Raw genomic sequence first — 23,703 nt, 5'->3', positions numbered from 1 at the left:
GCCTCGACACATAAACCATTGCAGGAGAACGAATAATGCGTCCTCAGCCTCGGATCACCTGCAGCATCATGACACAAGAAGCATCATACCTACTGGGGGTATAGGGTAGGTCTGGCATCGACCATCCATGTCCGCGAGGTCGTCGACGAAGAGGCGCAATGAAGAACTGGAAAGCAATCGGCAGCAGCCGATTCGCCGTAGTTGGAGCTTTGCTGTTGGTCGGCGCGCTCTGGGGAAGCTCGTTCCCCCTCGTTGCTATGGCAGCACCAACACTCGGCGCCGTCGGCACGACGCACGGCCGCTTCATTGTTGCAGCGTTGGTTCTCGCACTGATAACGGCTTCCAGCAGATCGACCTGGCGCGCGGTCGGTCACCGGTTTCCTGCATTCCTACTGCTGGCAGCCCTCAACGTCGCTGGGCCCCTGACGCTTGTCGCAACTGCGATCGTCGGCCTCAACTCGTCGACGGCGTCGATCCTGAATGCCACGACGCCGATGTTCACCGTATTCGTCGCCGCTTTCTGGCTTCGACAAAAGATCACCTGGCGAAAACTCTCGGGGGTCGCGATCGGCATCGTCGGCGTCTCGGTGCTCGTCGGTGGAATTCCGTCAGCGATCGACAGTCGCGCAATGCTGGCCATTGGCGCATCTTTGACCGCGGCGCTGCTGTACGCAGTCGGAGGTGTCTACGCACGAAAGTCGTTCCAGGACACTCCACCGATGACACTGGCCCTCGGACAACAACTTGCCGCGGTTGCCCTATTGGTTCCCGTGTCCGCCGTCGCTCCCCCACCGGGGCCCATAACCGTCGGTCCACTCATCGCCGTGGCAGCCCTGGGGCTGGGGGCTACCGCCGGTGGCTACCTGGTCTACTTCTGGATAATTCGTCAGGCGGGTCCAGTCGCGGCATCGGCCGTCACTCTTCTCGTTCCGATTTCGGCATCAGCCATCGGAGTGCTGTGGTTGAACGAGCCTGTTACCTTCGCGCTCGTTGGCGGTCTTGTCATCATTCTTGCCGGAGTGGGCTTGCTCCTGGATCTTCCGCCGACGCGAGATCCATTGCGCAGGGTTGCCCCGGGGCGGGCGGCTAGCGCGGACAAACGGCCGGTCAGCGGCTGATCGGAGCCGTCCAAAGTCCGACCAGCGCGTCGACGAGGTCGGTCGTGAAGTCCTCCCATGACGTGACCGCTTCCGGCCCCTCTTCGGCAAGCGTGCGCTCACGTTCGGCGAACATGTGCACGATCGCATTGCGTCCGATGTCCGCGCGGGCGCGTCGAACACTCATCGGCATGTCGGCCAGACAGTCAGAGAGTCCCCGAAGCGTCTCCTGCAGGGTGGGCGAGGCCAGTACCTCGTCGTAGACGATTTTCCGCAGGACCGGGTCGGTGAGAATCTGTGCACTGAACCGCGCGTACCAAGTCGGGCCACCCATTTCGGCGTAGTGATCGGTCGACGCCCGAACCAGACACGAAATCCAGTCACGAACGTTTGTGGACCCTTCGATCTCACACAGCAGTTCGCCACGCTTCTTCTCGACCTGCTGGGAATGCTTGTTCACGATCGCGCGGACCAGATCGGTCTTGGTCCCGAAGTGGTATCCGACGGCTGCATTGTTGCCCTGACCTGCCGCTTCACTCACCTGGCGGTTCGAAACCGCGAAGACTCCGTGCTCGGCGAACAGCTGCTCGGCGACGGCGAGAATGCGGTCTCGGGTTGCAGCAGAGCGCGCGGAATTTGCGGCGCCGCCGACGTCGGCCGACGCGTCCTCAGTCCTCGTAGTCATGGACACCATCATCCTCGACCATCCGAAGCTGCTCGGCACCGGAGATATTCGTCACGATCGGAGGCGCACCCTTCCGTTAAGTCAGTCACTTGATTTAACTTTAGTTCAATCAACTGACTTAAACCATTATTCGTTCTTCTTCCGATGGAGTTACCGCAATGTCGTCAACCACTTCTCCACCACCGACAACGCCGCCACAGACAACGAAGTCGCCAGCCACCACCGCAGTGGTGGCTGTTCTGGCGTTTTCCGGCATCGTCGTCTCGCTCATGCAGACGCTGGTCATCCCGATCATCCCGCATCTGCCCGAGTACCTGAACGCGCCGGCGTCCGATACCGCGTGGGCTGTGACCGCCACGCTGCTCGCCGCCGCCGTCGCCGTCCCGACCATGGGCCGCTTGGGCGACATGTTCGGCAAACGGCGTCTACTCCTGATCAGCATGGCGCTGTTGGTCACCGGTTCGGTGGTCGGAGCCCTCAGTTCGAGCGTTATCCCCCTCGTTGCCGGCCGAATCCTGCAAGGCCTTGCTGCCGGTGTCATTCCGCTGGGTATCAGTGTGATGCGCGACGTACTTCCGCCCAAGAAGCTCGCCGGCGCTGTTGCGATGATGAGCGCTTCGCTGGGAGTCGGTGGCGCTCTGGGGCTTCCGATCGCGGCTTTGATCGCCGAGTACGCCGACTGGCACGTCCTGTTCTGGGCGTCAGCCGTACTCGGCGCGCTTGCGGCCGTTCTTGTTGTCGTCCTGGTCCCCGAATCGGCGGTTCGCACAGGAGGCACGTTCGATTTCGGCGGAGCAATCTCACTCTCAGCCGCCCTCATCGCTCTGCTACTCGCAATTTCCAAGGGTGGCGACTGGGGTTGGACGAGCACGCTCACGCTTTCCCTGTTCGGCGCCGCGATCCTGATATTCGGATTCTGGGCATGGTGGGAACTACGCACCCCCAAGCCGCTGGTGGATCTACGCGTATCCATCCGCCGCCAGGTGCTCTTCACCAACCTCGCATCCATCGTGTTCGGATTCGCGATGTTCGCCGCCAGCATGGTCTTTCCCCAGGTAGTCCAGTTGCCTGAAATCACTGGTTACGGCCTCGGCGGTTCGATGCTCACCGCAGGTCTGGTCATGGCTCCCTCCGGCATCATCATGATGCTGATCTCTCCGCTGTCCTCACGCATCACCAATTCGCACGGCCCCAAGGTGACGCTCATGCTCGGCGCCATTGTGGTCGCAATCGGTTACGGCATCGGCATTTTCGCCATGCACTCGATTTGGGAACTGATCGTGATCGCAGTGATCATCGGCGCCGGTACCGGTATGGCTTACGGCGCAATGCCCGCTCTCATCATGGGGGCTGTTCCTCCGTCCGAGACCGGAGCGGCCAACAGCTTCAACACTCTGATGCGCTCCCTCGGTACATCATTCGCCAGCGCCATCGCGGGTGTCGTCATCGCCCAGATGACCATGTCCGTCGGTGGGACAACACTGCCGTCGGAGAACGCTTTCCGCGTCGTCATGGCCCTCGCTGCCGGATCCGCCGTCATCGCACTCGTCCTGGCCGGTTTCCTCCCTCGGTTCAACGGCTCCAACTCCCGCAAGGAGATTGGTAGCCAGCACACCGATACGTCCCCGACCACGTCGAAGGAATCCGTCCCGACGCACTGAGCAAGTGCGCAACACACACAGCACGGCCCCGGCGAAGTCCAACTCCGCCGGGGCCGACGCGTTTCACACATTTTGCGGTTGATACACCTGCAGACGACCGTTTCGTGACATGCTCCGTTGAGATGGGTGCTCGTTCGATACTCGGGGAAAGGATGCCGCGATCGCCGCTCCTCGTGCTGACGTCGCCCTTGCCGTCGCCGCTGCTGCCGTCCTGGGCATAGGCGTCGGTGTTCTTCTTGCCGATGTCGTCGCCGGCCTGGCTGCAGGTGCCGGTGCTGCAGTGGTATTTCGGTTTGCACTTCGGATGATCAATACCCGAAAGTGAGCGTTTGCCGAGGGTCCTACTTCAGGACACGGATCGCCGAGCCCGGAAGGATTCCGCTCGACGGCGGGTAGATCGACGTTGCGCCGTTGAAGAACATGTGAGCGGGAGTCGTGGATACCGGCAGCAGGTCGATGTCGTTGAACAACGCGCGCTCACTTTCCTCCCAGACCTTGCAGGACTCGTCACCGGGAAGAAGCGAAGCCTCAGTGGACAATTCGATGTACTTCTTGTTGTCGAGGGAAGCGAAGTTCACTCCTTCAGGTTTGGGCGGGCCGGTGAAGTACTTCGCAAAGATGCTCGGCGTATCACTCCCCAGCGTCAAACCGATGGAAACGTCCCACGACGACAGGTCGGTGGTGCTGAATGTGTTGGCAATGACGAAACTGTAGTCGCCGCCAGTCAGTTTCACCTTCGCGCCCAGTCCTTCCCACTGTGTTGCTACGTATTCCGCGGCGGCAGAGTTTGTATCGCGTGAGTTGTTGAAAATTACGTTGAGGGCAAGCGGTCGACCGTCCTTCGTCAGGAGGCCGTCGGGACCCGCCTTCCAACCTGCGTCGGACAGCGTTTTCTTTGCTGCATCGACGTCGAAATCGGGGATCGTCCCTTCGACACTGTTGTAGTCGCAGGCAAGGGGTTCCGAAACCGCGAGGGCGCGTGCACGGGTTCCTTTACCGCCGGTGGTGATCTCGGTGTAGTCGTCCAGGTCTACTGCCTGCACGAGGGCCTGCCGTACAGCACGGTCTGCCGTGGGTAGGGCCGCGAAATGATTGAAGATGAACTCGCCGGACAACGTGGTGTAGGTCTTCGAATCCAGACCCGCTGCCAAGACTCGTTCCTCGTCCGAACCGGTCACCGCCGCGGCATTCACTCCACCGGTGAGAACAAGATTCGCCGTCGTACTCGGATCGGTGACAATCTTGATCGTCACTGTCTTCGGCACCCCGAGAGTGTCGGAAGTGGTCTCACCGTTCGGACTCCAGGTGTAACCGTCGCGGCGTTCCATCGTGATGTGATCGTTGGGAACAACTTCGGTGACCTTGAACAGACCCGTTCCGTTACTACTCGAACGGATACTGGCCGGGTCTTCGAGCGTCGCAGCGCACGGAAGCCGCATCGAGCCTATTCGGGAGAGCAAGAAGGGTGCCGGTTCGGCTGTAGTGACCGTCAGTTCGTCACCGTTCGCGGACGCGACCGTCGACGACGGCACGGTGGATCCTCGTAGCGGTGAAGCGTTTTCAGGGTCCATGACCCAGTTGATGTCATCGGCTGCGGTCTGCGCGGTGAAGGAAGTGCCGTCGGCACAAGTGACGCCCTTCTTGAGCACGAACTTCAGCGTGTTTCCTTCTTCACGCCAACTCTCCGCCAGATACGGACGCACCGTGCGGGTTTGCGCATCGATGTCGATCAACGAATCGTACGAGTACGCGTTCACGATCTGAGTCGACGTAAGGTTTGTGATCAGAGGGTGCAGATTTCCGGGATCGGCGTTGATGACAGTCGTGAAACTGCCGTCCTTTGCATACTCACCGACCGAACCTTCGGGACTGGATGCGCCGCCACACCCGGCCAGAGTGAATACGCCAACGCTGATAACTGCTGTCGCGGAGACAGAACGGGCTTTCATACGAGCCGCCATCTACTAGGAGTTGCCATGGCGACAATCGTGCGGGACTGACGTGGTCTGTATCTCGTTGAAGTTCCCCATACAGTCGGCCGTACGCTGTTCGATTGTCACTATCGACCGGGCAATCGCAGACGCTAAGTACGACGCCATCGTTGACGACTAAGTACGACGCTGCCGTTGACGGTGATTCGCGACGTTGATTCGGTTGCCGCACAACGCCGGCATGCAGTAGCGGCGTCGCCCTCCCCGGCTCGTATCGACAAACACCCCGTTGCACGTCGGCGACGCGCATGGGCGGAATCGTTCGTACCCCAATGTGCGCAGAGTCCCCAGCAACGAGAAGCCGATCAACAACGCAAGCTCACCCGCAAGATCGATTCTTCTGTCCGGTACCGCATTCCATCGATAGTCGAACTGGGCATCAGGCACGAGTCGAACGTGATGCGGGACAGTCTGCAGGAGTCGATCAGTGCGATCAACGAGTTCGTCGGAGGTCGAAGCATCGAGAATCGAACGAATCGCCTCTCTGAGTGCCTGCACGTCGGCAAGTTCACCGCTGGTAAGCCGACGCCCGTTGCGGAGCGCATCCGGCGAGAGTCCATGTTCATCCAGTAGATCGTGAAGCGCCTGAGGGTCAGCCAACGCGTCACCTGCCTCCACCCAGACCCGGGGCGAGGTGTTGACCAGGTCGGTCGCGAACGACGCACCGACGACGTAATCGTCTAAAACTACTTGCATCCCTTACCGCCCTGCCTTACCGTAATTGAATAACCCAACTTTACACCTTACGGAGGCAGCGGGATGGAACATTGCGCAGACCACAGACTGCCCGAGATACTCCGAGACACTCATCACCGATTGCGCCGCGCCGGCACCGTGGCATCGGAGACGCCTGTCGTCGCTGCCGATCTCTACTGGTCGATCGGCGCGCTCGCCCAGTGCCTGACCGCGATGGACGAGGTCATTTCACAACTTGGAGTCAATGCCCGAAAGCAGTTGCGAGCTGGAAAGTTCGACGTCCAGAGCGGACCGTTCGAAGGAGAGCCCGACGCCGCCTTACTCACCGCAGTTCTTGCGCTCGCCAGAGCATCGAGTAGTTGCGAACCGGTTCAGGCGGCAATCGGCAACGCTCAGATCGCGGTGAGCGATCTCGTCGTCGCGAGGACTACCAGCGCCTGACACTCGGGCGGGCCACCCGTCCCAGTAGAGACTGTATGGTTGGTTTTCGGCATCCGCCGAGACCGTCGAACAGCAGGGACCGGGTTTTCACTGTGAGTACAGGGACATCAACGATCTACGAGGACAGGACCGTCCGGATCGACGATCAGGGCGTCACGATCCGCCACTATTACTTCCCGTTTGTCAGCAAGTTCGTTCCGTACTCACAGATCGAATCCGTCGACCTCGGAGTCATGTCATGGCTGAGTGGACGCTTACGAATTTGGGGAACAACAGATTTCAGCTCGTGGTACAGCCTGGATCTTTCACGCCCGTGGAAGGAGACCGCGGTGGTACTCACCCTCGCCGGCCGCGGAGCGCCTTCATTCAGCCCAAAGGACGCAGATCGCGTCGAGACCGAAATCCGCAGTCGCATCGGATCGCACGCCGCGAACTGACTAGCGAAACTCGGATTCGACGGTAACGATGTCACTCCAGTCGGTTCGATCGAACAACCGCGACAGTGCAGTGAACAGAACTTCCGGGTCGATGACGCTCTCGGCTGAGTGCACACCGACCCGATCCCGAATCGTTCCGTCGGCCAGCCTGGACACCACCTGAGCAAGGCCGAGCGCCAAGGGGATTCCGGTTGCACCGGCCATGTCCGACAGTAACGCCGATACCGGTGAATCGTCAGCGATCCGTGCCACGACGCGCATCTCTCGACCTTCGCGCACCCCGGTCGCCGAGGCGAAAAACAACGGCAAGGATCCATGACCGGCACGCGTGAGCATTCGAGGCGCAGCACGGATCATCCGCCGGAGCGAGGGCTTGCCCAATTCTTCAGCAGCCGAGTCGAGATCAATTCTCCCCTTGTCGATATCTGAGCGGAGAACGTCGAGAAACGCCACGGTTTCCGGTGAGATCACCATCAGATTTGCCGAATGCCCTGCAGGATTGATGGTCCGATGAAACATCACCGGCTCCGGATGCCCGACCACGTAAGCGTTCCCCCGACGTCCGCCGGGCAGTTCGAGTGCGATGGAACGCAACGGTTCTTCGTTGACGATTCGCCCCGCACGAACCACTGGAACCGTGCCGCTGATCTGCTGCATCCAGTGAACGGCCGCTGCACTCAGTGTGTCTACCGACTCGTCCTCGCCCTCGACATCAACCGGCCAGGCTGTGTACAGATCGTCGACCACGTCCAATCGCGAGACTGCCATCGCGGCCAGGAGGTTACTCATCCCGGGACTTGCGCCCATGCCGACTACCGCGCAGATTCCGGCTTCCCTGGCAGCACAGTCCAATTCCAGCATGTCGACGGCAGGTTCCCAGTCGTCGCAGATGTCGAGATAGTGCGTCTCGGTCTCGATCGCTGCCTGGAGAATGCCGACGCCGAAACGGAAGAACGGTCCGACCGTATTGACGACCACGTCTGCGCCGTCAAGCAATTCACGTAGCGTGCGACCGTCCGTGACGTCGATGCTGCGCGCCTCGACTTCCGCTGACGCCTGCGCCAGTTCAACTGAAAGACGCTTCGCAGCATCGATATCGCGATCCGCGACTACTACCTTGCCGATTCCCGGCAATGTTGCGGCCAGACGAACTGCTGCCGAGCCCATGGCACCGGCACCACCCAGTGCGACAACCGTGATTCCGTCAGCCATGAATTCCCTCCAAAAATGCAGTCTGATCCGCTAGATAGCCGGGAGCGAAGATCGAACGGGGAGCAAGAACGGCCACCAGAGCCGACATCAATTCCGAGTCTTCGAGGTCCTTCTCCACAATCGAGTGAGTGGCGTCGGGGTACTTCTTGACCACCAGTTGCCCTGGCGAGTCGAGTAATTCGCGGTACACCCTTTCGGTATCAGCCACGTCGACGTTGACGTCTTGTCCGCCGATGATCAAGAGCACCGGAACCTTCACGGTTTCGAGATCGGCTCGCGCATCCGAGAGGTAGTTCTTTCGGATGAAGTTCCACCGGTCTTCGGTGAGACCGTCGGCCTCGCCGGAGGCCACGAGATCGTCGAACGATGCATCACGGGCCAACTGATCCAAGTTCTTCGCACGATCGACCCGCGCTTTCTCGAACTCGTCGGCCGACGCATTTCTCTCGGAAAGTTCTGCAAGGGTATTGAATTCGCCTTGTTGGAGCCAGTTGATCGCGGGACCCACGGCAATGACGAACGCTACGTCCGGGTCGAGGTTCACCACCTTGGGCATCACCCACCCTGCCTGGCTTGCACCCCACAGACCGATACGAGACGGATCGATATCCGAACGTCCCCGCGCCCACTCGATTGCCGCTTCCGTTTCTGCCGCGCGATCGTCCATGCTCTGATCGAGCCAATTGCCCGGTGCCCCATTCACCCCCGGCTTGTCCCAGGAGAGTGACGCGTACCCCGCCTTTGCGAACGCCTCCCACACCGGTCGATAGAACGTCTCATGTGTTGCATCGACCGGGCCGTCTCCGTGGACGAAAACCACGAGCCCGAAGGGACCGTCACCGTGTTCGGGCAGTGCAAGGACTCCCTGGAGCGGCACCGATCCCCCGTTGATCGTCACTTTTTCCTCACGGATGTCATAGGTGTTCTGGTACAGCGTCCAGCCCACCAGAGTCGCGATCAGAACAACGACCACCGCCAGGGAAGTAACCATCCACCTGCGTAAACGAGGCTTACTCTTGCCCTCGCTCATCGATTCCGCTGCCATCTTCCCGCCCTAACGTACGAATTTGAAACGATCGTATTGCATTCGATAGTACAGTTGTGGGCGAAGATGTCGAGAAACGAGGAAAGGACATGGCGATGACCGACAGGGACGTCGATGTACCCACGAGGATCTTGATCGAGGGACTACTGCGCACGGACGGAACTGTCGACGGACGCACCCTTTATGCCACCGCCGACGCCCTCGGCAAAACTGATCAACAGGTTCGGCTGTGCATCAAGCGGTTGGTCACCGAGGGGAAGTTCACTCAGGAAGGTCGCGGGCGGCAGGCCACGCTACGAGCAACGCCGAAAGCCCTGCGCGAGATGGAACCCGACGTCGAATTCGTTCGGCTGGCCTATCAACAAGACCGCGACACTGTGACGCCGTGGGACGGGTATTGGCACCTGGCCGGATTCGCAATTCCGGAGTCGTCACGGAAAGCGCGAGATGCGCTGCGTACCAGGGTCGTTTACCTCGGCGGCGCGCTCGTCCAGGGCGGTCTGTACGTCTCGCCGCACGCCTGGGAACCGTATATTCGCGATGCGGCCGCCGAACTCGACGTCGAACAGCACCTGTCTTCTCTTACCACTCGAGATCTGAAAGTGGGCATGCTCGAAGACCCTGTGAAGATTGCCGCGCAGTTGTGGCCACTGGACCAGATCGCTGACGGATACGAACGGCTACTCGACGTAGCGACCGCACGCCTGCACAAACTGCAGAACAGTCCGGGTACCGATGCTGTCACGATGACCATCGAACTCGCAGCGGAATTCACGCGAGCCATGGAACCGGATCCGCTGTTGCCACCGGAACTACTGCCCACCAACTGGATCGGCACGAGGGCTCGGTCGATCACTGCGCAATGCTGGACACTTCTGGCACAGGTGGACGGTGCCGACGACTTACCGTCGCTGTTCCACCTGTACTCAGATGCAATCGGTGACGATCAAGACGCGAGCGTGCGCTGACGGGGCGGCAGTCCGAAACGCCCGAGAACCTCGTCGACTGCGGTGGACGGTGTGACAAGTCCGCGATCCTGAAGCCACGGAATGGTGCTGTCCACCAGATGCTCGAGCGTGCGAGGCAATGCGAGAGGCAGCAACGTAACGCCGTCGGCGACCTCGGCAGCTCGGATATCGGCGATCAAACTGCCGAGACCGGAAGGCGTTCCGACGTAGTGAAGCGAAACGGGAACCCGCGGCGCCGTCAACGCGCTGTCCAACTGTGCAAGCTCTTTACGGGCGGAGCGAGCTTCCGGCGCGATCAGAATCTCGAGATCGACCAGTACTGCGACGCTGTCGGGATCGCGTCCTTCTTCGGCGACAGCAGCGCGTATCCGTGCACGTTCGAGCTGTGCCTCACGCAGGTCCGCAGCGCGAATCCGAACCACATTGGTAGGGAATGAAGCTAAATCGAGAGGCTTTTCGCCCTCGGTGAGGTCCACCCAGTAGTCGCCGCCGATGATGGGCAGGTTGCCGGGTGCGCCCTCAGCTGCCGGATGGTGACCGGATCCGGTCAACTCGACCGCTACGTGCAGAGAATGCGAAGCGCGTGAAGACATGTGAGACCTCCGAAAATCAGAAAAGTATGGGATGAGCGAGACGAATCGTCAGCTCGAACACATTCCTGACGAGGTGCGGCACAGATCGACATGGCGACGGCACCACTGACCGAGAGTGATGCTCACTCTCGAAGGGGTGGCGGGGAAATCCGCTGGTGCCATGGCTGCCATGCTAGTTGTCCGTTCGAGTTTTCGGGGACCGAGCTCAGCTCAGACGCACTCGGCTGCGCCGGCGTTGTCGTCTGCGGCTCCGAGGAAGGGGCGGGTCTCGGGCACGGGGTTCCACGCACCGGCAGTCTTGGCGTAGTTCCAATCACGCTGATTCGAAACCAGGATGTTCACGGCGTCTACCAACCGCGTCACGTCGTCCGAACTACTACCGAGGCCGAGGCTGGCGCGAACTGCACCGCCGGAGAGGCCGAGGCGTGCGAGAACCGGGTGTGCGCAGAAGCGACCGTCGCGAACTCCGATGCCGTGCTCGGCGGAGAGGAATGCGGCGATTTCGCCCGCTTCGAATCCGTCGACGGTGAAGGTGACGATTCCGACGGCGTCCGGTGCGTCATTCCACAGTCGCACGAGCGAGACGCCCTCGATGGCGGACAATCCGTCGGTGAGCTGGGCCGTGAGTGCCTTCTCGTGCTCGGCGATGACGTCGAAGTCCAGCGCGTGCAGGGTTTCGCATGCGGTCGCGATGGCTGCCGCACCGAGAACGTTGGGGGAACCTGCCTCGTGGCGGGCAGGCGCGCAGGCCCACTCCGTGGACTCGATCGTCACCTCACGCACGGCGCCGCCGCCGGCGAGGTACGGCTGAGCCTCGTCGAGCCAGTCACGGCGTCCGACCAGAACACCCGCGCCGAAGGGCGCATAGAGCTTGTGACCGGAGAAAGCGATGTAGTCGACGCCGCATTCCTGCAGGTCGATGCGACGGTGGGGAGCCAGCTGAGCAGCGTCGACGAGGATACGTGCGCCGCAACGATGAGCGATGTCAGCCAAGCGTGCAATCGGCAGGATCTCGCCGGTCACATTGGAGGCACCGGTGATTGCGAGCAGCGCTGCAGGCTTGGTGCACAGTTCACCGATCAGACGCTCGATCGTCTCTTCGATGGTGTCTGCGGCGGTGACGATACGAGCGTCGTTCCACGGCAACAGGTTTGCGTGATGCTCGACATCGAGGACGACGGTGCTGCCGGGGACGCACTGCGCAAGCAGGTTCAGCGAATCGGTGGTGTTCCGGGTGAAGACGACAACCTGATCGTCGGCACAATTCACGAAACGAGCAACGGATTCACGAGCGTTCTCGTAGGTGAGCGTGGAGATCCGAGACGCGTAGCCGGCACCGCGGTGGACGCTGGCGTATGTCGGCAGCAACTCGGCGATACGGTCGGTGACCTGGGCCAATGCCGGCGCACTCGCGGCGTAGTCGAAGTTGGCGTAGGAGCATTCGCCACCCTGAACCAATGGAACCTGCAGGTCAGCACCCGAAACCTTGGCAATCGCGGTGGTGCGGCAGGTGTCGGCACTCAATACAGCAGTCATCGAAGACAATCCTCACGTTCAAGGACTCGTTCGTCGGGTGATGGCCCCGGAAGAGTCCGCGCTTGCCGCATTCGTTTTCGAACGCAGCCGGGTCGTCACCCGGAGCACCCCACCGCGGAGGAGGGTTGCCGACCAGCAAGCCGGGGCTGAACACTGGTACTCGTGACCTGGCAACGAGGATGGCAGGAACCTCCCGTGCTTGTCAAGACGAAGCCGCGAAGATCTCCGTCAGGGCGCGATGGTCCGGCAAGCAAGGTGGAGCGCGAGTCTCGTTTCCGGATCTGCGAGATCCACCGAGAGAAGGCGCTGAATTCTATCGATCCGACTCGATACGGTGTTGCGGTGCAAGCCCATTCGGGTTGCGGTGTGAGCCAGAGACGATTCTTCGTCGAGGTACGTCGACAGAGTCTCGAGCAACTCTCCATTCGAATCGCGTAGCGGCGCGAGCAGCGCCGCGGCTGCGGGCTGAAACGTGTCGGTTCGCGTCCACGCCAGCAGCAACTGCGCCAGACCCAGGCGGTCCACGTGCAGGAAGCGGCCTGTGTGCGACCTCGAACCCGCGAGCCGAGCGGCATCCCCGGCCTCAGACAGGGACGCACCGATTCCAGCCGGACCGTCGTGTGCGCGTCCCACACCGACCCAGGTCTCCATCGTGGGTTCCAACCTCGCCTGAGCTGCACGGATACTCTCGGCGATCCTGGTGATCGACTCCGGTCGCGGCTCGCCCGGCAGAGTGGTCCACGCTGCCCAGCCGTCAGCCTGTTCCACGACATTGGCGTCGATTCCCTCGGCGGCGAGGGCGTCTGCGACCTCACTGCGCCTGGCCACCAGGTCGACCTCACCGACCGCCAGGACTTTGATGCCGATATGCCATCCGTCCAGTGCCCAACCCGAGTCGAGTGCGCGCCGGAGCAGTCCGGGTGTGGCGTCTGCTGACGTGTCGATCAGTTCACCGAGTAACGCGCTACGCCGGCGCGCTTCACGCTCGTCGACCATGCGTGCAACGGCCAGTCGGTGCCCGGCAGCCAACGAGGCCACGTCGAGAACCACTGAGAGAGAAGCCTCTTCGACGCTTTGACGCACCGGGAGCAGCACCGCCAGCCAGGGCTCTCGGGCTGCGCCGGACATCACCGGGCACGCAATCAGGACCCCGCCGGAGTCCAATTCAACGGTGGTGGGCGCCCCGCGGCCCGACAACATACCGGCGGCTGCTCGATCAGCGTCGGACAACAAATCGGCGCCGGTCAGCGGGCGTCCGGACGAGTCCAGGAGGATGAACGAACGCTGAAATGTGTTCAGCAGCACCGACAGAAGATTCTCGACGCTTCCGCCGGCCCGCTGGCCCGCGTGTGTCGCCCGCAGTACCGCGTCGGCCATCACCGCCCGCGAATTCGAGAGAAGATCACGAAGATCCACGCTGAACTGCCACGGGTCGGATACTCCGAGCACCACCAGTCCGAGACGGTCGGCAAGCAACGAGAGATTCGCATCCTCCGCCGCAGTGCTGTGTACCGCGAGCACCCGGCAGCCGGTCGCCGCCGTGCGTCGAAGGAGAGCGTCGAATCTCCACTCCCCGACGTCGATTCGATCGAGAATCACCAGAACTGATCCTGCACCCGCCGCACCCGACACGGCCTCGGCTGACTGTGCCGATTCCCCGGTGAGTGCTCCCACTGTCGTCACGACGGGATCACCTTCGCCGGCAAGTCGATACAACCCGACAAAGATCGGGTTGTTCAGCAACGCCGACACACTCGCGCTCATTGCGCCTCCATCAGCACTGCGTCGTGGTCGATCCCGAAGGCCCGCGGGCCGACAACTTTCAACCTGCTCACATCTTCCGCCCACCACTGAGGGCCGGCCAGAACCAACACGGCCACATCCTGCCCCTGGTGCACTGATTCGCACGAGACGAAGGCACCGGTCCGGACGTCGAGCAACGTCACGATGTCCGGACATGTCGCAATCATCTCGCCGTCCGACGCGACGGTCAGGAACTCACTTTCGAATTCGACTCGTATCACCGCAGAATCGTGTTCGAGAATCACGTTGCCCCGACGATCGCCGGCGTTCGGGCGACTACGACGCACCGCACGCACCCGGCCTGTCCCCATTACCAGGGCCCCGGAGCTTTCGGCGATCTCCCGCCAACTGCCTAGTGCCCCGATGTGCTGACCCAGTTCATAGGCTCGGGACAGAGTTCCCGGAATGCACGCCTCCTGCACAGTCCGCGCATCGATCGACGCGATCGCCAGAGCGCCCCAACCGCTGGTTCTCCCGATCAACGACCGCACTGCTACCTCGGCGCCCAGCACATCCACTCCGTCGACGACGGTAATGAGGCCGCCGGGCTGGGCGAGAGTGACCGGGCACAATTCCAACCCGGCTGCGGCGAGAGAGAAGTGATCGAGCCGAGGCATCGCTCGACCGAGCAGGTCCGCGTCGACCACGGGAATCCCCAACGCCAACGCCGCCGCAATGCCGGAGAGAGCGTTGAGTCCACCGCCTTCGAAAGTCATCACCGCGGTCGGACGTTTACCAGTCCACCGCGTCAAAGCTGCTGCAGTGTCGGCAAACTCATGCCCGGAGGGCAGTTGCTCTTCCAAAGCCAGGGCCGATCCGACGATTCCCACCGGCATGATCATCGCCCCGGACGGCAACTGGTCCGGCGCGATGACTTCTACCGACGTTGACGTCATCAGTGGACGCAGCATTTCCACGAACAGGCGTGGATCGCCGCCCCCACCGCAGCCCAAGACCACCGCCCCCGCTGCGATCGCGTCGAGGTCGGCCTCCCGGACCGCGTGCAGCCTGCTCACGGCTCGCTATTCTGCCAGTACAGGTTGCTCGAGTGTCTCCACCGGCAGGAACGGGCGATCGAGTCCGAAGCTTGCCGGGCCGAAGACCGCCAGTGCCTCCGGTGTTCTCATGATCGGCGGAGTCGCGATCCCGATGACCGCAACTCGCTGCCCGTACCGCAATCCCTCGGTGGTGATGGGCTCGGCAGTGTCGGCCTCGACGATGCAGATAAGGTCTGGCACGATCGCCACCATTACTCCGGATTGCACGGCGATCAGATTTTCGTTCTGGAATTGAACTTCCAGCTCTTCGTCTCCGACGCCGGCGATCCGCACCGAACCCCGAGCGAACCCCTCATCGGTTCGCCGGTCGACATCGATCACCTTGCCGTGAAAGAGAACTCGCCCGTATCCGTAAAGCGTGTCGGCGAGACCGTCCACCAGCGCCTGAACCGGGTCCACCCGCTGCTCACGTGAAAGCCTGATGGACCGACCGATGGCCAAGGCCAACGACAGAGTCCGTGGGATCGCCGTCCGCTTCACATCTGCACCCGTCATCGAGTACTGCGCGATATGCGCCATCCCACCGAACCTCGACGTCACCCCGCGAGCGAGGCCCTCCAATCTGCTGTTGTCACTTCCGGTGTCGAAGATCGCCACCTCGTCGTGCTCGTTCGCCATGGCGAGCGGACTCGCCGAAATCCCGTACACCGAGAAGGTTTCCATCTCGAGCTGAGGAAAGGCTCGTCCCATCCCGTCGGCGTCGACAACCGGAAGTCCGCGCCGCGCTGCCACCAGCAACGGAATCATCGAATTGATCCCGCCGCACTCCATCGGCATCGTGGCATCTGCAGTTCGCCCCGTGTGCTTCTCCAACGTGATCAGCGCCAGCTCGGGTTCGGTTCCGCGCGGCATCTTCTCGACCACGACGGTCGGTGCACCCATCTGCGCGACGGGGATCACCCACGCGTCGTCGTCGAGCTCCTCCGGATCCAGAATCGTGATTTCACCGGCTTCCCCGAGCGCCTGCGTGACCAACATCTTGCCGACGAACGGATCTCCCCCGCCGCCGGTCCCCAACAAAGCTGCGCCCCTGGCGAGGTCGTCGAGGTCTGCCGTTCGTAGTGTCCAACTCATCGTGAGCCTTCCTGACCGGTGGAGACCAGACCACTGTGCAGTGCCAGATCGCCACTGTGCAGTGCCAAGTCACCGACTGCCTTCACTCGAATACGTGTTGCGTTGCCCGGCAGATACGGAATCGGGACCTCGTCGAACTCCACGATCTGCACCGACTCGGGCCGTGCGCCTGCTGCGACTGCCCGATCGATCGCCTCCTGGCGAGCGTCGTCGGCAAGAATCTGCCTGCGCCCGTCCCGTACCGCTTCGACTCGATCTACCTCACCACTGACCTGCGCGATCGCAGCGCCGATCGCATTGGCAACGTCGAAGCGCTCAGGACGAATCACCGTTCCCAGGCCGGGAAGTTCGTGCTCCAGCAAAACCGATCCCCCGCCAACCGCCACAACGGGAAGTGGATCCGACGTGGTCCGCATCTGTTCCACGGCGTCGGCGACCCGGCGCGAGATCCGGTCGAGTGCCGTCGACACCAGACCGCGGTCCAGGTGCGCTACCGCACTGCGATCTCCGACGTCGGCCAAGCCTGCCGCGACGGCGATGTCGGTGGCCGTCAACGTGTCACCACCGAATACGAGTGCCCGTGAACCCAATTCGTATCCCACAGATTCGGGTCCGACTGTGAGCCCGTCCGGATCCACCAGCGAACCACCACCGATACCGATCGAGAAGACGTCCGGCATACGGAAATTGGTCCGTACCCCCGCGACCGTCACCTCCGTGGTGGCTTCTCTGGGGAAACCGTTGGTCAGTACGCCCACGTCGGTAGTGGTGCCCCCGATGTCGATCACCGCACAGCTGGCCAGACCGGACAGAACAGCGGCGCCTCGCATGGAGTTGGTCGGTCCCGACGCGAAAGTCGCCACCGGATAACGCCTTGCGTACTCGATGTCCATCAAGGTTCCGTCGTTCTGGCTCAGATACAGCGGTGCGGCGATGCCGTGCTCGACCAAAGAACTGGCAAGACCGTCGACGATGTGATCGGCAAGCTCGCGCAGCGCAGCGTTGATGATGGTCGCGTTCTCCCTCTGGAGTAGACCCACTCGACCGATCTCGTGAGAGAGCGAAATTGCGACGTCCGGACCGAGTTCCTGACGCACGATCTCCGCTGCCGCCGCTTCGCATTCGAGATTGACCGGAGAGAACACCGACGATATTGCGACCGAACGAGTACCGCTGCGAGCCATGTCGGCGGCATGGCGACGAATCTCGTCGGGATCCAGCGGTGAGATACGACGACCGTCGAACTCGTGCCCACCGTGAGCGAGGTAGCGCCTTCCTTGCACAGCGGAGACCAGGTCTCGCGGCCACCCCACCATCGGCGGAAGCGCTGCGGTCGCCGGAAGCCCCAATCGCAGAGCCGCTGTTGGTGCAAGTCCTCGCTGCTCGATGAGAGCGTTGAGAAAGTGCGTCGTGCCGATCATCACTGCTTGAACAGCGCTGGGAGAGAACGAGTACTGCTGCTGCAGCGCCGCCAGAGCTCCGCCGATTCCGCCGGTGATGTCCTTGCTGGTCGAGTGTTTGACATGCCCGATGACGGTGGTCCCGTCCATCAGGACCGCATCGGTGTTTGTACCACCGACGTCGATTCCGATTCGCATCGCGAACTCCCTTCTACAGTGTTTGCAGTGCTAGTGCGTGAGCGCAGATGTTCCCGAAGGCTCTTGCGGCGCTTCGGTTGTGGTGCGTCCGACCCCGCGAATCAGGCCGAGTCGACCCGCGACGACGTAGAGAACGAATGCCGAGGCCACCGCGTTGATGGACGGCAAACCGAAGGTGCTGTAATGCCCGATCAGCGCCGAGACGATCCAGATCACCAACGTGGCCGGCACCCAAGTGGGCGCCGAGTTCGGGAGGGTACCCGCGGCTCGACTCTCTTCCAGGTCCTTGCGCCAGGTCTTGACGATGAAGTACTCCGCCACCATGATTCCGGCGATCGGCGGGAATCCGACGCCTAACAGGATCAGGAAGTCGGTGAACGAGTTCAGGATTCCGGCAGCCGCGAGGATCGAACCGGTCACGCCGACCACAGCGGTGACGACGGCGCGATTGATGCGTCGCCCGAACACTACGTCGATGAAGTTCACGATGCCGAGCCCCGAGCTGTACAGGTTCCAGTCGTTGATCTTGAAAGTCCCGAGAACAATGATGAGAACGCCGACCCAGCCGACCGACGACAGTATGATCGTGGCGATATCGGAACTGCGAACGGCATGCGCAAGAAGTACGCCGGTCAATCCGATCACGTATTCGCCCAATGTGATTCCGACGAGTGTCTGCTTCACGACGTCACCCGCCGTGCGGTTGAATCGCGTCATGTCGGGTGTGATCACTGCTCCGGCAATGAAACCGCCTGCGACGATGGTGGTTCCGGCGAGGAAGCTGAGCTCCGGCCCGGCCGGCGCAGATGACATCAGATCGGACAGCGAGTGATTACGCAGTTCGGCGATGACGGCCCAACCCACCAGAAGCAGGAACAGGGGAACGGTGATGTTTGCGATCAGCTGCATGGAGCCGAACCCGCGAAGGACTATCGCGGTGATCAGAAGGCCGAAGACCAGTGCCCACGCCCACTGCGGCAGAAACGGCATGATTCCGTGCAAACCTGATGCAGAGACAGCAGATTGGATGCCGAACCAACCGATCAGGCTGACTCCGATCACCAGGCCGATCACCGCGGAACCCGCGTGCCCGAATCCACACCAGCGTGCGACCACCGACGTGTTGAGCCCTTCACGAACCCCGATGATGCCGATGAAAATACAGACGACCTCGAGAATCACCGCCCCGACTGTCAATGCCCAGAAGGCATTCCAGAACGTCATGCCGTAGCCGAGCGTCGCACCGAGCAGGAACTGTGCGAGTGCCGATACCTGACCGAATCGCTGTACTGCCACCGAGAACCACGAATACCGTGCTTCGTCGGGAACGCGGGTGAGCGCGTAGTCGTCACCGTCGGACACTTCACCGCCGGCGGCGGTCGTTGATGTGTTTTTCATGACGGACTCCTCGAATAGTTGGGAAGTGTTCTCGGAGAAGACGGTACGAATGTGGTCGGGGTCACGCCTATGGGCGAATTGGCGTTTCTTCGTGTTACGACAATGCATTTCGCACAGTCGTCATTTCACACAGTCGTCAAATGGCACGGTCTAGCGCAACGCGTACCCGCCGTCGGGGTACAGCGTGGAACCCGTTGTGTACGTGTTGGTGAAGAGATAGAACACCGCTTGTGCGATCTCGTCTTCGTTCCCGACGCGGCCGAGCACGTTGTTCTCCGCACTCCAGGTGAACGCCGCCTCCCGAACCTCCGCCGGACGCTGAGCCCACAGATGCCCGTCGATGGTTCCGGGAGCAACGGTGTTGACGCGAATCGGCGACAGCTCGACCGCCAGCCCCCGCCCGAGCCCCTCGATTGCCGCATTGGCCGCAACGTAGGCCGCGGCAGCCGCGGGTGGCCGCACACTGGCAGCACCGGACATGAGGACCACCGATGCGGTGGGTGTCAGCTTGTCGAGCGCAGCGTGCACGACGCGGTACTGCCCCCAGAACTTGGAGGTGAACGGCGACGCCGCTTCCTCGACGCTCTGTTCGCGGAACGAGCCGACCTGGTAATCGGCAGCCGTGGTGAAGAGAGCGTCGACGCTGGGGATGTTGGTGAAGAACGCTTTCACCGAGTCGTCGTCGGAGGTGTCGACTGTGAACCAGTGCGCCGCCTCACCCAGCTGCGTGGCCGCTGCTTCCAGCTTGGATGTGGTTCGGCCACCGAGAACTACCTGCGCGCCGGCGTCGACGGCAAGCTGCGCCACCCGCAGCCCGATGCCTGTTCCGCCACCGATCAGTACGACGGTCTTGTCTGAGAGAGGAGAAGGTGTCGTTGTCATTTAGCGACTGTAAGGCTCACCGAATTGTCCCGACATGTGCAGAATGCACAGATTTCACTACGCCACGGTGCTAAGTATCCAGACTAAGCCGGTAGAGACTGCCGCCCCCGGGGATCTCACTTGACTGAGTTTGCTGCGTCGAAACTGCCGTCACATGCACTCCTCCTTCGAGTTCGCTTGTAACAAAACAACTCCCACGACCGAAAATGTCGGTGAACCACAACCGCGAAGGGAAGTAACGAATATGGGATCAGCAGATGTCATGGCCTGGCTCGCCGAGGGTTACCTCGCCGGCGACCCGATTCGCTATCCGCTCTACGTCGGATCGATGTTCCTCGCGATGCCGTTCCAACTGATCGGCGTAATTCTGGGTCACCCCTTCTGAGTCACCCCTTCCGAATCGTCACATCAGGCCAGGGCGGTCGACGTAGAACTGCCAGGGTTGCGATCACCGCGGCCGCCAACCCGATGAACTCCCCCATCAAGGCCGCCCTGGTGTGATCGACGGCCGGTGACCACGACGGCTCACCCTCGTGGATCGAGAACACTCCCACTGGCACCGGTATCGGGTCGCCCCGCCACTGCCGGTGTAGTCGCGAAACCGTGATGATCGTCGATCCGTCGCTGGTCTGGTGCGGTTCTCCGAAGATCATCGAGGTCCCGGAATCCGCCCGAAGTCGCTCCACCGCATCACGAATCTCCATGATCACCATCGTCGCACCGAAACAGCAGCCCTGTGCGAGTATCGGTCGATGGCCGAGTGGTGGAATCCGAGCAGGCGCGTCGAGCGATGGTGGCAGACGATCGTGCTGGTTTGGCTACTCGTTTTCTTCGGCCCAAGCACCATCGACAAGGTCATCACAGAACCCACAGCTTGGAATTGGACATTCCTCGCAATCTGGCTTTTCGCGACGGTCGGGTCTGCTTACTACGCAGTCCAAGCCTGGCGAAACAGGAACAAACCTCAGTCGGTGTGGTGGGAAGGGACAACTGCCCCCACCGAAATACCCGCCGACGACGTCCGTAGTGCACTCGCGTCGACTGACGACCGTATTCCGGCAATCAAGGCACTACGCGAACTGCATCCGGGCTTGGGTCTGAAGGATGCAATGGATCTGATCGACACTCAGCGGGGCGAACAGGGCCCGCATCACCGATAGTTGCGACCATCACAATCACAGTTAGGTATCGACACCTGACCGCCACGATCGGGCAAGCACGCCAGGAGTTAACCACCTGACAGACAGGCTGTTTCGCCGAGTTTGACAAATGTGGTCAATCGGTGAGCGTCGACTCGACCGATTCAACTCACCGTACCAATCGAATTCGCCGTTCAGCATTCCACTCATGGCCCAATGCCACTATTACCCAACGATTTACAACCGGAACTACGGCATCCAGTGAAAACTTTCGCGACAGTGCAGCATCTTTCGTCCAGTTGAGTTGACCGAAACTTGACGTTACGTTGAATTTCAAAGCAATAGCCCGGTCTTGACCTGCGATGGTGCGAGCGAAACGCCCACCTACGCGTGACACGTGGCCGCCCTGATGGGCGCTGTGAATGCCTGAACGTTCGAGGAGTGGAATGACTGCGGTCAAAACTGCGTGGCGTGAACTACGGAAACCCGTGTTCATCCCCGCGTCGATAGTGATCTTTGCCCTGATCGCCTTTGCCGTGATCTACGCGGGAACCGCCGCGGATGCTTTCGAAACACTCAACAACGTGATCAGCGACGGCGTCGGCTGGTGGTACATCCTCTCGGCCACCGGTTTCGTGATCTTCGCGCTGTACTGCGGAATCAGCCGCATCGGCAACATCCGATTGGGACGTGACGACGAGCAGCCCGAGTTCGGGATGCTCTCGTGGTTCGCGATGCTCTTCAGCGCCGGCATGGGCATCGGGCTCGTGTTCTACGGAGTAGCCGAACCACTTTCGCACTACGTGACCCCACCCGTCGCCGGGCAGATCGCCGGATCCACGGACGCCGCAGCCAATCAAGCCATGGAACTGACGCTGTTCCACTGGGGCTTGCATGCATGGGCGATCTACGTCGTCGTCGGCCTTGGTCTGGCGTACATGACCTACCGAAAGGGTCGCCCGCTGTCGATCCGTTGGCTGCTCGAGCCGCTCCTCGGACGGGCTCGCATCGAAGGAAAGATCGGCCACGCCATTGACGTCGTCGCCATCGTCGGCACGCTGTTCGGTGTCGCGACGTCGCTGGGCTTCGGTGTCCAGCAGATCTCGGCCGGCCTCGACTACCTCGGCTGGGTGGAGACCGACAACTGGTTGGTCATCACCATCATCGTCATCGTGACGGGCATGGCGACCTTCTCGGTCGTCTCCGGTGTCACGAAGGGCCTCAAGTGGCTCTCCAACATCAACATGATGCTCGCTGCCGCGCTGGCACTGTTCGTCCTGATTCTGGGACCGACGCTGTTCCTCATGCAGTCGTGGGTGCAGAACCTCGGCGGATACGTCCAGGCCTTGCCCGAACTGATGCTGCGCACGTCCCCGTTCGCCGAAGACGGCTGGCAGGGCGCATGGACCATCTTCTACTGGGGTTGGTGGATGAGCTGGGCACCGTTCGTCGGCATGTTCATCGCGCGCATCTCACGCGGCCGCACCATCCGCGAATTCGTCTTCGGTGTGCTGCTGGCCCCGACGCTGGTTGGTTCGTTGTGGTTCACGATCTTCGGTAACTCCGGCATTCTGCGTCAGCGCAACGAGGGCACGATGCTCGACGCATCCGGCGCAGTGGACACCAACACGTCACTGTTCACGCTTCTCGACGGACTTCCGCTCGGAACGATTTCGAGTGTTCTCGCGATCGTCGTGATCGTGTTCTTCTTCGTCACGTCCGCGGACTCCGGCTCGATCGTCATCGACATCCTCGCGACCGGTGGCAGCTTGGAGACCTCCAAGATCACGCGTGTCTACTGGACGTTCCTCTCCGGTGCCGCGGCCGCAGTTCTCCTGATCGTGGGTGGCAGTGGATCGCTCACGGCGCTGCAAACCGTTGCCATCGCCACGGCGGTACCGTTCTCGGTCATCATGGTGCTGGCATGTCTGTCGATGCTGAAGGCGTTCCGATACGAGGTCGCGTCGGCACCACGCTACCTGCGGGTTTCTACAAATGCCTCGGCATCGACCGACGTTCCGCAACCCACCGAAAAGCGGCTCCGCGATCTGAAGATCTCGTCGACCTTCGCCGGGCTCACCCCGTCACAAAGCGGAATCATGACGGATCCCTCCGACGCCCACATGCTCGTCGCGGTCCACGAAGTTCCCGCCCATGCGGTCAACATCGACCCGGATACCGGCGCCGTCGACTTCTCCGAGGAATCGAAGGTCGTCGATCCGCTGGGCGGAGAGGTGTTCGACACACCCGAGTTCGCCGACTCTGCAGAAGGCCACGCGCAAGCCGCCAGTACGGACTGACCGGCACGTTCGGCATGTTGCATTAGGCATATCTGTTCACCAACTCGCAAACTTGTCATGAGACTTTCAACTCGACAGTTCGCAGGACT

General features: G+C 61.5%; 22 protein-coding genes and 1 riboswitch. Of the genes, 8 read left to right on the top strand and 14 right to left on the bottom strand.

Going from position 1 to position 23,703, the window contains the following annotated elements; translation table 11 throughout:
• Positions 1-158 precede the first annotated feature (158 nt).
• On the top strand, positions 159-1,118 hold the full coding sequence (locus AC2ETI_RS29775) for a DMT family transporter (protein WP_483634803.1): 960 nt from the start codon (positions 159-161) through the stop codon (positions 1,116-1,118).
• Here the strand turns inward: AC2ETI_RS29775 and AC2ETI_RS29770 are convergent.
• Complete coding sequence (locus AC2ETI_RS29770) at positions 1,108-1,782, bottom strand: TetR/AcrR family transcriptional regulator (protein ID WP_029254375.1); 675 nt, start codon at positions 1,780-1,782, stop codon at positions 1,108-1,110. The two genes, AC2ETI_RS29775 and AC2ETI_RS29770, sit on opposite strands and share 11 nt — an antisense overlap.
• Positions 1,783-1,940: 158 nt before the next feature.
• Between AC2ETI_RS29770 and AC2ETI_RS29765 the strand changes: the two genes are divergently transcribed.
• Positions 1,941-3,443 (top strand): MFS transporter, encoded by a 1,503-nt coding sequence (locus AC2ETI_RS29765; RefSeq protein ID WP_020968298.1) that lies wholly within the window; start codon positions 1,941-1,943, stop codon positions 3,441-3,443.
• Between the two features lie 341 nt (positions 3,444-3,784).
• Here AC2ETI_RS29765 and AC2ETI_RS29760 read toward each other — a convergent pair whose 3' ends face one another.
• Entirely contained in the window at positions 3,785-5,392 is a 1,608-nt protein-coding gene (locus AC2ETI_RS29760) for an ABC transporter substrate-binding protein (protein WP_080908862.1), read from the bottom strand.
• Between the two features lie 159 nt (positions 5,393-5,551).
• The gene (locus AC2ETI_RS29755; protein ID WP_080908861.1) at positions 5,552-6,130 is read right to left on the bottom strand and encodes a CGNR zinc finger domain-containing protein; all 579 of its coding nucleotides are present in this window, start codon (positions 6,128-6,130) and stop codon (positions 5,552-5,554) included.
• 63 nt (positions 6,131-6,193) lie between these two features.
• On the opposite strand from AC2ETI_RS29755, the gene AC2ETI_RS29750 reads away from it, so the two are divergent.
• Both AC2ETI_RS29750 and AC2ETI_RS29745 read left to right on the top strand, forming a co-directional pair.
• On the top strand, positions 6,194-6,571 hold the full coding sequence (locus AC2ETI_RS29750; protein ID WP_080908860.1) for a hypothetical protein: 378 nt from the start codon (positions 6,194-6,196) through the stop codon (positions 6,569-6,571).
• A gap of 92 nt (positions 6,572-6,663) precedes the next feature.
• Positions 6,664-7,008: a PH domain-containing protein gene (locus AC2ETI_RS29745; protein WP_019746690.1), complete on the top strand. Its 345-nt coding sequence runs from the start codon at positions 6,664-6,666 to the stop codon at positions 7,006-7,008.
• Here the strand turns inward: AC2ETI_RS29745 and AC2ETI_RS29740 are convergent, their stop codons facing one another.
• Entirely contained in the window at positions 7,009-8,220 is a 1,212-nt protein-coding gene (locus AC2ETI_RS29740) for a saccharopine dehydrogenase family protein (RefSeq protein WP_483634802.1), read from the bottom strand. It lies immediately after the preceding gene.
• Positions 8,213-9,211: an alpha/beta hydrolase family protein gene (locus AC2ETI_RS29735; RefSeq protein ID WP_070387090.1), complete on the bottom strand. Its 999-nt coding sequence runs from the start codon at positions 9,209-9,211 to the stop codon at positions 8,213-8,215. Before AC2ETI_RS29735 ends, AC2ETI_RS29740 begins: the two co-directional genes overlap by 8 nt.
• A 143-nt stretch (positions 9,212-9,354) precedes the next feature.
• Between AC2ETI_RS29735 and AC2ETI_RS29730 the strand changes: the two genes are divergently transcribed.
• The gene (locus AC2ETI_RS29730) at positions 9,355-10,233 is read left to right on the top strand and encodes a DNA-binding transcriptional regulator (RefSeq protein WP_060939660.1); all 879 of its coding nucleotides are present in this window, start codon (positions 9,355-9,357) and stop codon (positions 10,231-10,233) included.
• Here AC2ETI_RS29730 and AC2ETI_RS29725 read toward each other — a convergent pair.
• From AC2ETI_RS29725 to AC2ETI_RS29690, 8 genes are all read right to left on the bottom strand, one after another.
• The gene (locus AC2ETI_RS29725) at positions 10,212-10,826 is read right to left on the bottom strand and encodes an LLM class oxidoreductase (RefSeq protein WP_060939646.1); all 615 of its coding nucleotides are present in this window, start codon (positions 10,824-10,826) and stop codon (positions 10,212-10,214) included. The genes AC2ETI_RS29730 and AC2ETI_RS29725 overlap by 22 nt on opposite strands.
• A 210-nt stretch (positions 10,827-11,036) precedes the next feature.
• A complete protein-coding gene (locus tag AC2ETI_RS29720; protein ID WP_019746685.1) occupies positions 11,037-12,362 on the bottom strand; it encodes an aminotransferase class V-fold PLP-dependent enzyme in 1,326 nt (441 codons plus the stop codon).
• Between the two features lie 53 nt (positions 12,363-12,415).
• Positions 12,416-12,530: riboswitch (SAM riboswitch) on the bottom strand.
• Positions 12,531-12,590: 60 nt separating this feature from the next.
• Complete coding sequence (locus tag AC2ETI_RS29715) at positions 12,591-14,126, bottom strand: PucR family transcriptional regulator (protein ID WP_069147314.1); 1,536 nt, start codon at positions 14,124-14,126, stop codon at positions 12,591-12,593.
• On the bottom strand, positions 14,123-15,181 hold the full coding sequence (locus AC2ETI_RS29710) for a DUF917 domain-containing protein (RefSeq protein ID WP_070387089.1): 1,059 nt from the start codon (positions 15,179-15,181) through the stop codon (positions 14,123-14,125). Before AC2ETI_RS29710 ends, AC2ETI_RS29715 begins: the two co-directional genes overlap by 4 nt.
• Positions 15,182-15,187: 6 nt before the next feature.
• Positions 15,188-16,297 (bottom strand): S-methyl thiohydantoin desulfurase family protein, encoded by a 1,110-nt coding sequence (locus AC2ETI_RS29705; protein WP_279163007.1) that lies wholly within the window; start codon positions 16,295-16,297, stop codon positions 15,188-15,190.
• On the bottom strand, positions 16,294-17,895 hold the full coding sequence (locus AC2ETI_RS29700) for a hydantoinase/oxoprolinase N-terminal domain-containing protein (RefSeq protein ID WP_070387087.1): 1,602 nt from the start codon (positions 17,893-17,895) through the stop codon (positions 16,294-16,296). The genes AC2ETI_RS29705 and AC2ETI_RS29700 overlap by 4 nt, the downstream gene beginning before the upstream one ends.
• Before the next feature lie 30 nt (positions 17,896-17,925).
• Positions 17,926-19,293, bottom strand: coding sequence for a purine-cytosine permease family protein (locus AC2ETI_RS29695; protein ID WP_070387086.1), 1,368 nt, complete (start codon positions 19,291-19,293; stop codon positions 17,926-17,928).
• 150 nt (positions 19,294-19,443) lie between these two features.
• Positions 19,444-20,175, bottom strand: a complete 732-nt coding sequence (locus tag AC2ETI_RS29690; protein ID WP_070387085.1) for an SDR family oxidoreductase — start codon at positions 20,173-20,175, stop codon at positions 19,444-19,446.
• Positions 20,176-20,419: 244 nt separating this feature from the next.
• On the opposite strand from AC2ETI_RS29690, the gene AC2ETI_RS29685 reads away from it, so the two are divergent.
• Positions 20,420-20,560 (top strand): hypothetical protein, encoded by a 141-nt coding sequence (locus AC2ETI_RS29685; RefSeq protein ID WP_003941170.1) that lies wholly within the window; start codon positions 20,420-20,422, stop codon positions 20,558-20,560.
• A 1-nt stretch (position 20,561) separates the two neighbouring features.
• Here AC2ETI_RS29685 and AC2ETI_RS29680 read toward each other — a convergent pair whose 3' ends face one another.
• Positions 20,562-20,888 carry a hypothetical protein gene (locus AC2ETI_RS29680; protein ID WP_029254362.1) on the bottom strand — a complete coding sequence of 109 codons (327 nt, stop codon included), beginning with the start codon at positions 20,886-20,888 and terminating at the stop codon, positions 20,562-20,564.
• A gap of 39 nt (positions 20,889-20,927) precedes the next feature.
• On the opposite strand from AC2ETI_RS29680, the gene AC2ETI_RS29675 reads away from it, so the two are divergent.
• Together AC2ETI_RS29675 and AC2ETI_RS29670 are read left to right on the top strand one after the other, a co-directional pair.
• Positions 20,928-21,335, top strand: a complete 408-nt coding sequence (locus AC2ETI_RS29675; protein WP_483634801.1) for a hypothetical protein — start codon at positions 20,928-20,930, stop codon at positions 21,333-21,335.
• Positions 21,336-21,760: 425 nt separating this feature from the next.
• Complete coding sequence (locus tag AC2ETI_RS29670; protein ID WP_007727149.1) at positions 21,761-23,614, top strand: BCCT family transporter; 1,854 nt, start codon at positions 21,761-21,763, stop codon at positions 23,612-23,614.
• The last annotated feature ends 89 nt before the right edge of the window (positions 23,615-23,703 follow it).

It is taken from the genome of Rhodococcus sp. MurmanLake-1 (assembly GCF_056945715.1).
The sequence above is the reverse complement of the archived record's forward strand: the minus strand, read 5'-3'. Positions and strand labels throughout refer to the sequence as shown.

Bases quoted from the DNA above. Each gene is read 5' to 3' on its own strand.
- AC2ETI_RS29775 (WP_483634803.1), top strand. From the start codon at position 159: ATGAAGAACTGGAAAGCAATCGGCAGCAGCCGATTCGCCGTAGTTGGA.
- AC2ETI_RS29770 (WP_029254375.1), bottom strand. From the start codon at position 1,782: ATGACTACGAGGACTGAGGACGCGTCGGCCGACGTCGGCGGCGCCGCA.
- AC2ETI_RS29765 (WP_020968298.1), top strand. From the start codon at position 1,941: ATGTCGTCAACCACTTCTCCACCACCGACAACGCCGCCACAGACAACG.
- AC2ETI_RS29760 (WP_080908862.1), bottom strand. From the start codon at position 5,392: ATGAAAGCCCGTTCTGTCTCCGCGACAGCAGTTATCAGCGTTGGCGTA.
- AC2ETI_RS29755 (WP_080908861.1), bottom strand. From the start codon at position 6,130: ATGCAAGTAGTTTTAGACGATTACGTCGTCGGTGCGTCGTTCGCGACC.
- AC2ETI_RS29750 (WP_080908860.1), top strand. From the start codon at position 6,194: ATGGAACATTGCGCAGACCACAGACTGCCCGAGATACTCCGAGACACT.
- AC2ETI_RS29740 (WP_483634802.1), bottom strand. From the start codon at position 8,220: ATGGCTGACGGAATCACGGTTGTCGCACTGGGTGGTGCCGGTGCCATG.
- AC2ETI_RS29735 (WP_070387090.1), bottom strand. From the start codon at position 9,211: ATGGTTACTTCCCTGGCGGTGGTCGTTGTTCTGATCGCGACTCTGGTG.
- AC2ETI_RS29730 (WP_060939660.1), top strand. From the start codon at position 9,355: ATGGCGATGACCGACAGGGACGTCGATGTACCCACGAGGATCTTGATC.
- AC2ETI_RS29725 (WP_060939646.1), bottom strand. From the start codon at position 10,826: ATGTCTTCACGCGCTTCGCATTCTCTGCACGTAGCGGTCGAGTTGACC.
- AC2ETI_RS29720 (WP_019746685.1), bottom strand. From the start codon at position 12,362: ATGACTGCTGTATTGAGTGCCGACACCTGCCGCACCACCGCGATTGCC.
- AC2ETI_RS29715 (WP_069147314.1), bottom strand. From the start codon at position 14,126: ATGAGCGCGAGTGTGTCGGCGTTGCTGAACAACCCGATCTTTGTCGGG.
- AC2ETI_RS29705 (WP_279163007.1), bottom strand. From the start codon at position 16,297: ATGAGTTGGACACTACGAACGGCAGACCTCGACGACCTCGCCAGGGGC.
- AC2ETI_RS29700 (WP_070387087.1), bottom strand. From the start codon at position 17,895: ATGCGAATCGGAATCGACGTCGGTGGTACAAACACCGATGCGGTCCTG.
- AC2ETI_RS29695 (WP_070387086.1), bottom strand. From the start codon at position 19,293: ATGAAAAACACATCAACGACCGCCGCCGGCGGTGAAGTGTCCGACGGT.
- AC2ETI_RS29690 (WP_070387085.1), bottom strand. From the start codon at position 20,175: ATGACAACGACACCTTCTCCTCTCTCAGACAAGACCGTCGTACTGATC.
- AC2ETI_RS29685 (WP_003941170.1), top strand. From the start codon at position 20,420: ATGGGATCAGCAGATGTCATGGCCTGGCTCGCCGAGGGTTACCTCGCC.
- AC2ETI_RS29680 (WP_029254362.1), bottom strand. From the start codon at position 20,888: ATGGTGATCATGGAGATTCGTGATGCGGTGGAGCGACTTCGGGCGGAT.
- AC2ETI_RS29675 (WP_483634801.1), top strand. From the start codon at position 20,928: ATGGCCGAGTGGTGGAATCCGAGCAGGCGCGTCGAGCGATGGTGGCAG.
- AC2ETI_RS29670 (WP_007727149.1), top strand. From the start codon at position 21,761: ATGACTGCGGTCAAAACTGCGTGGCGTGAACTACGGAAACCCGTGTTC.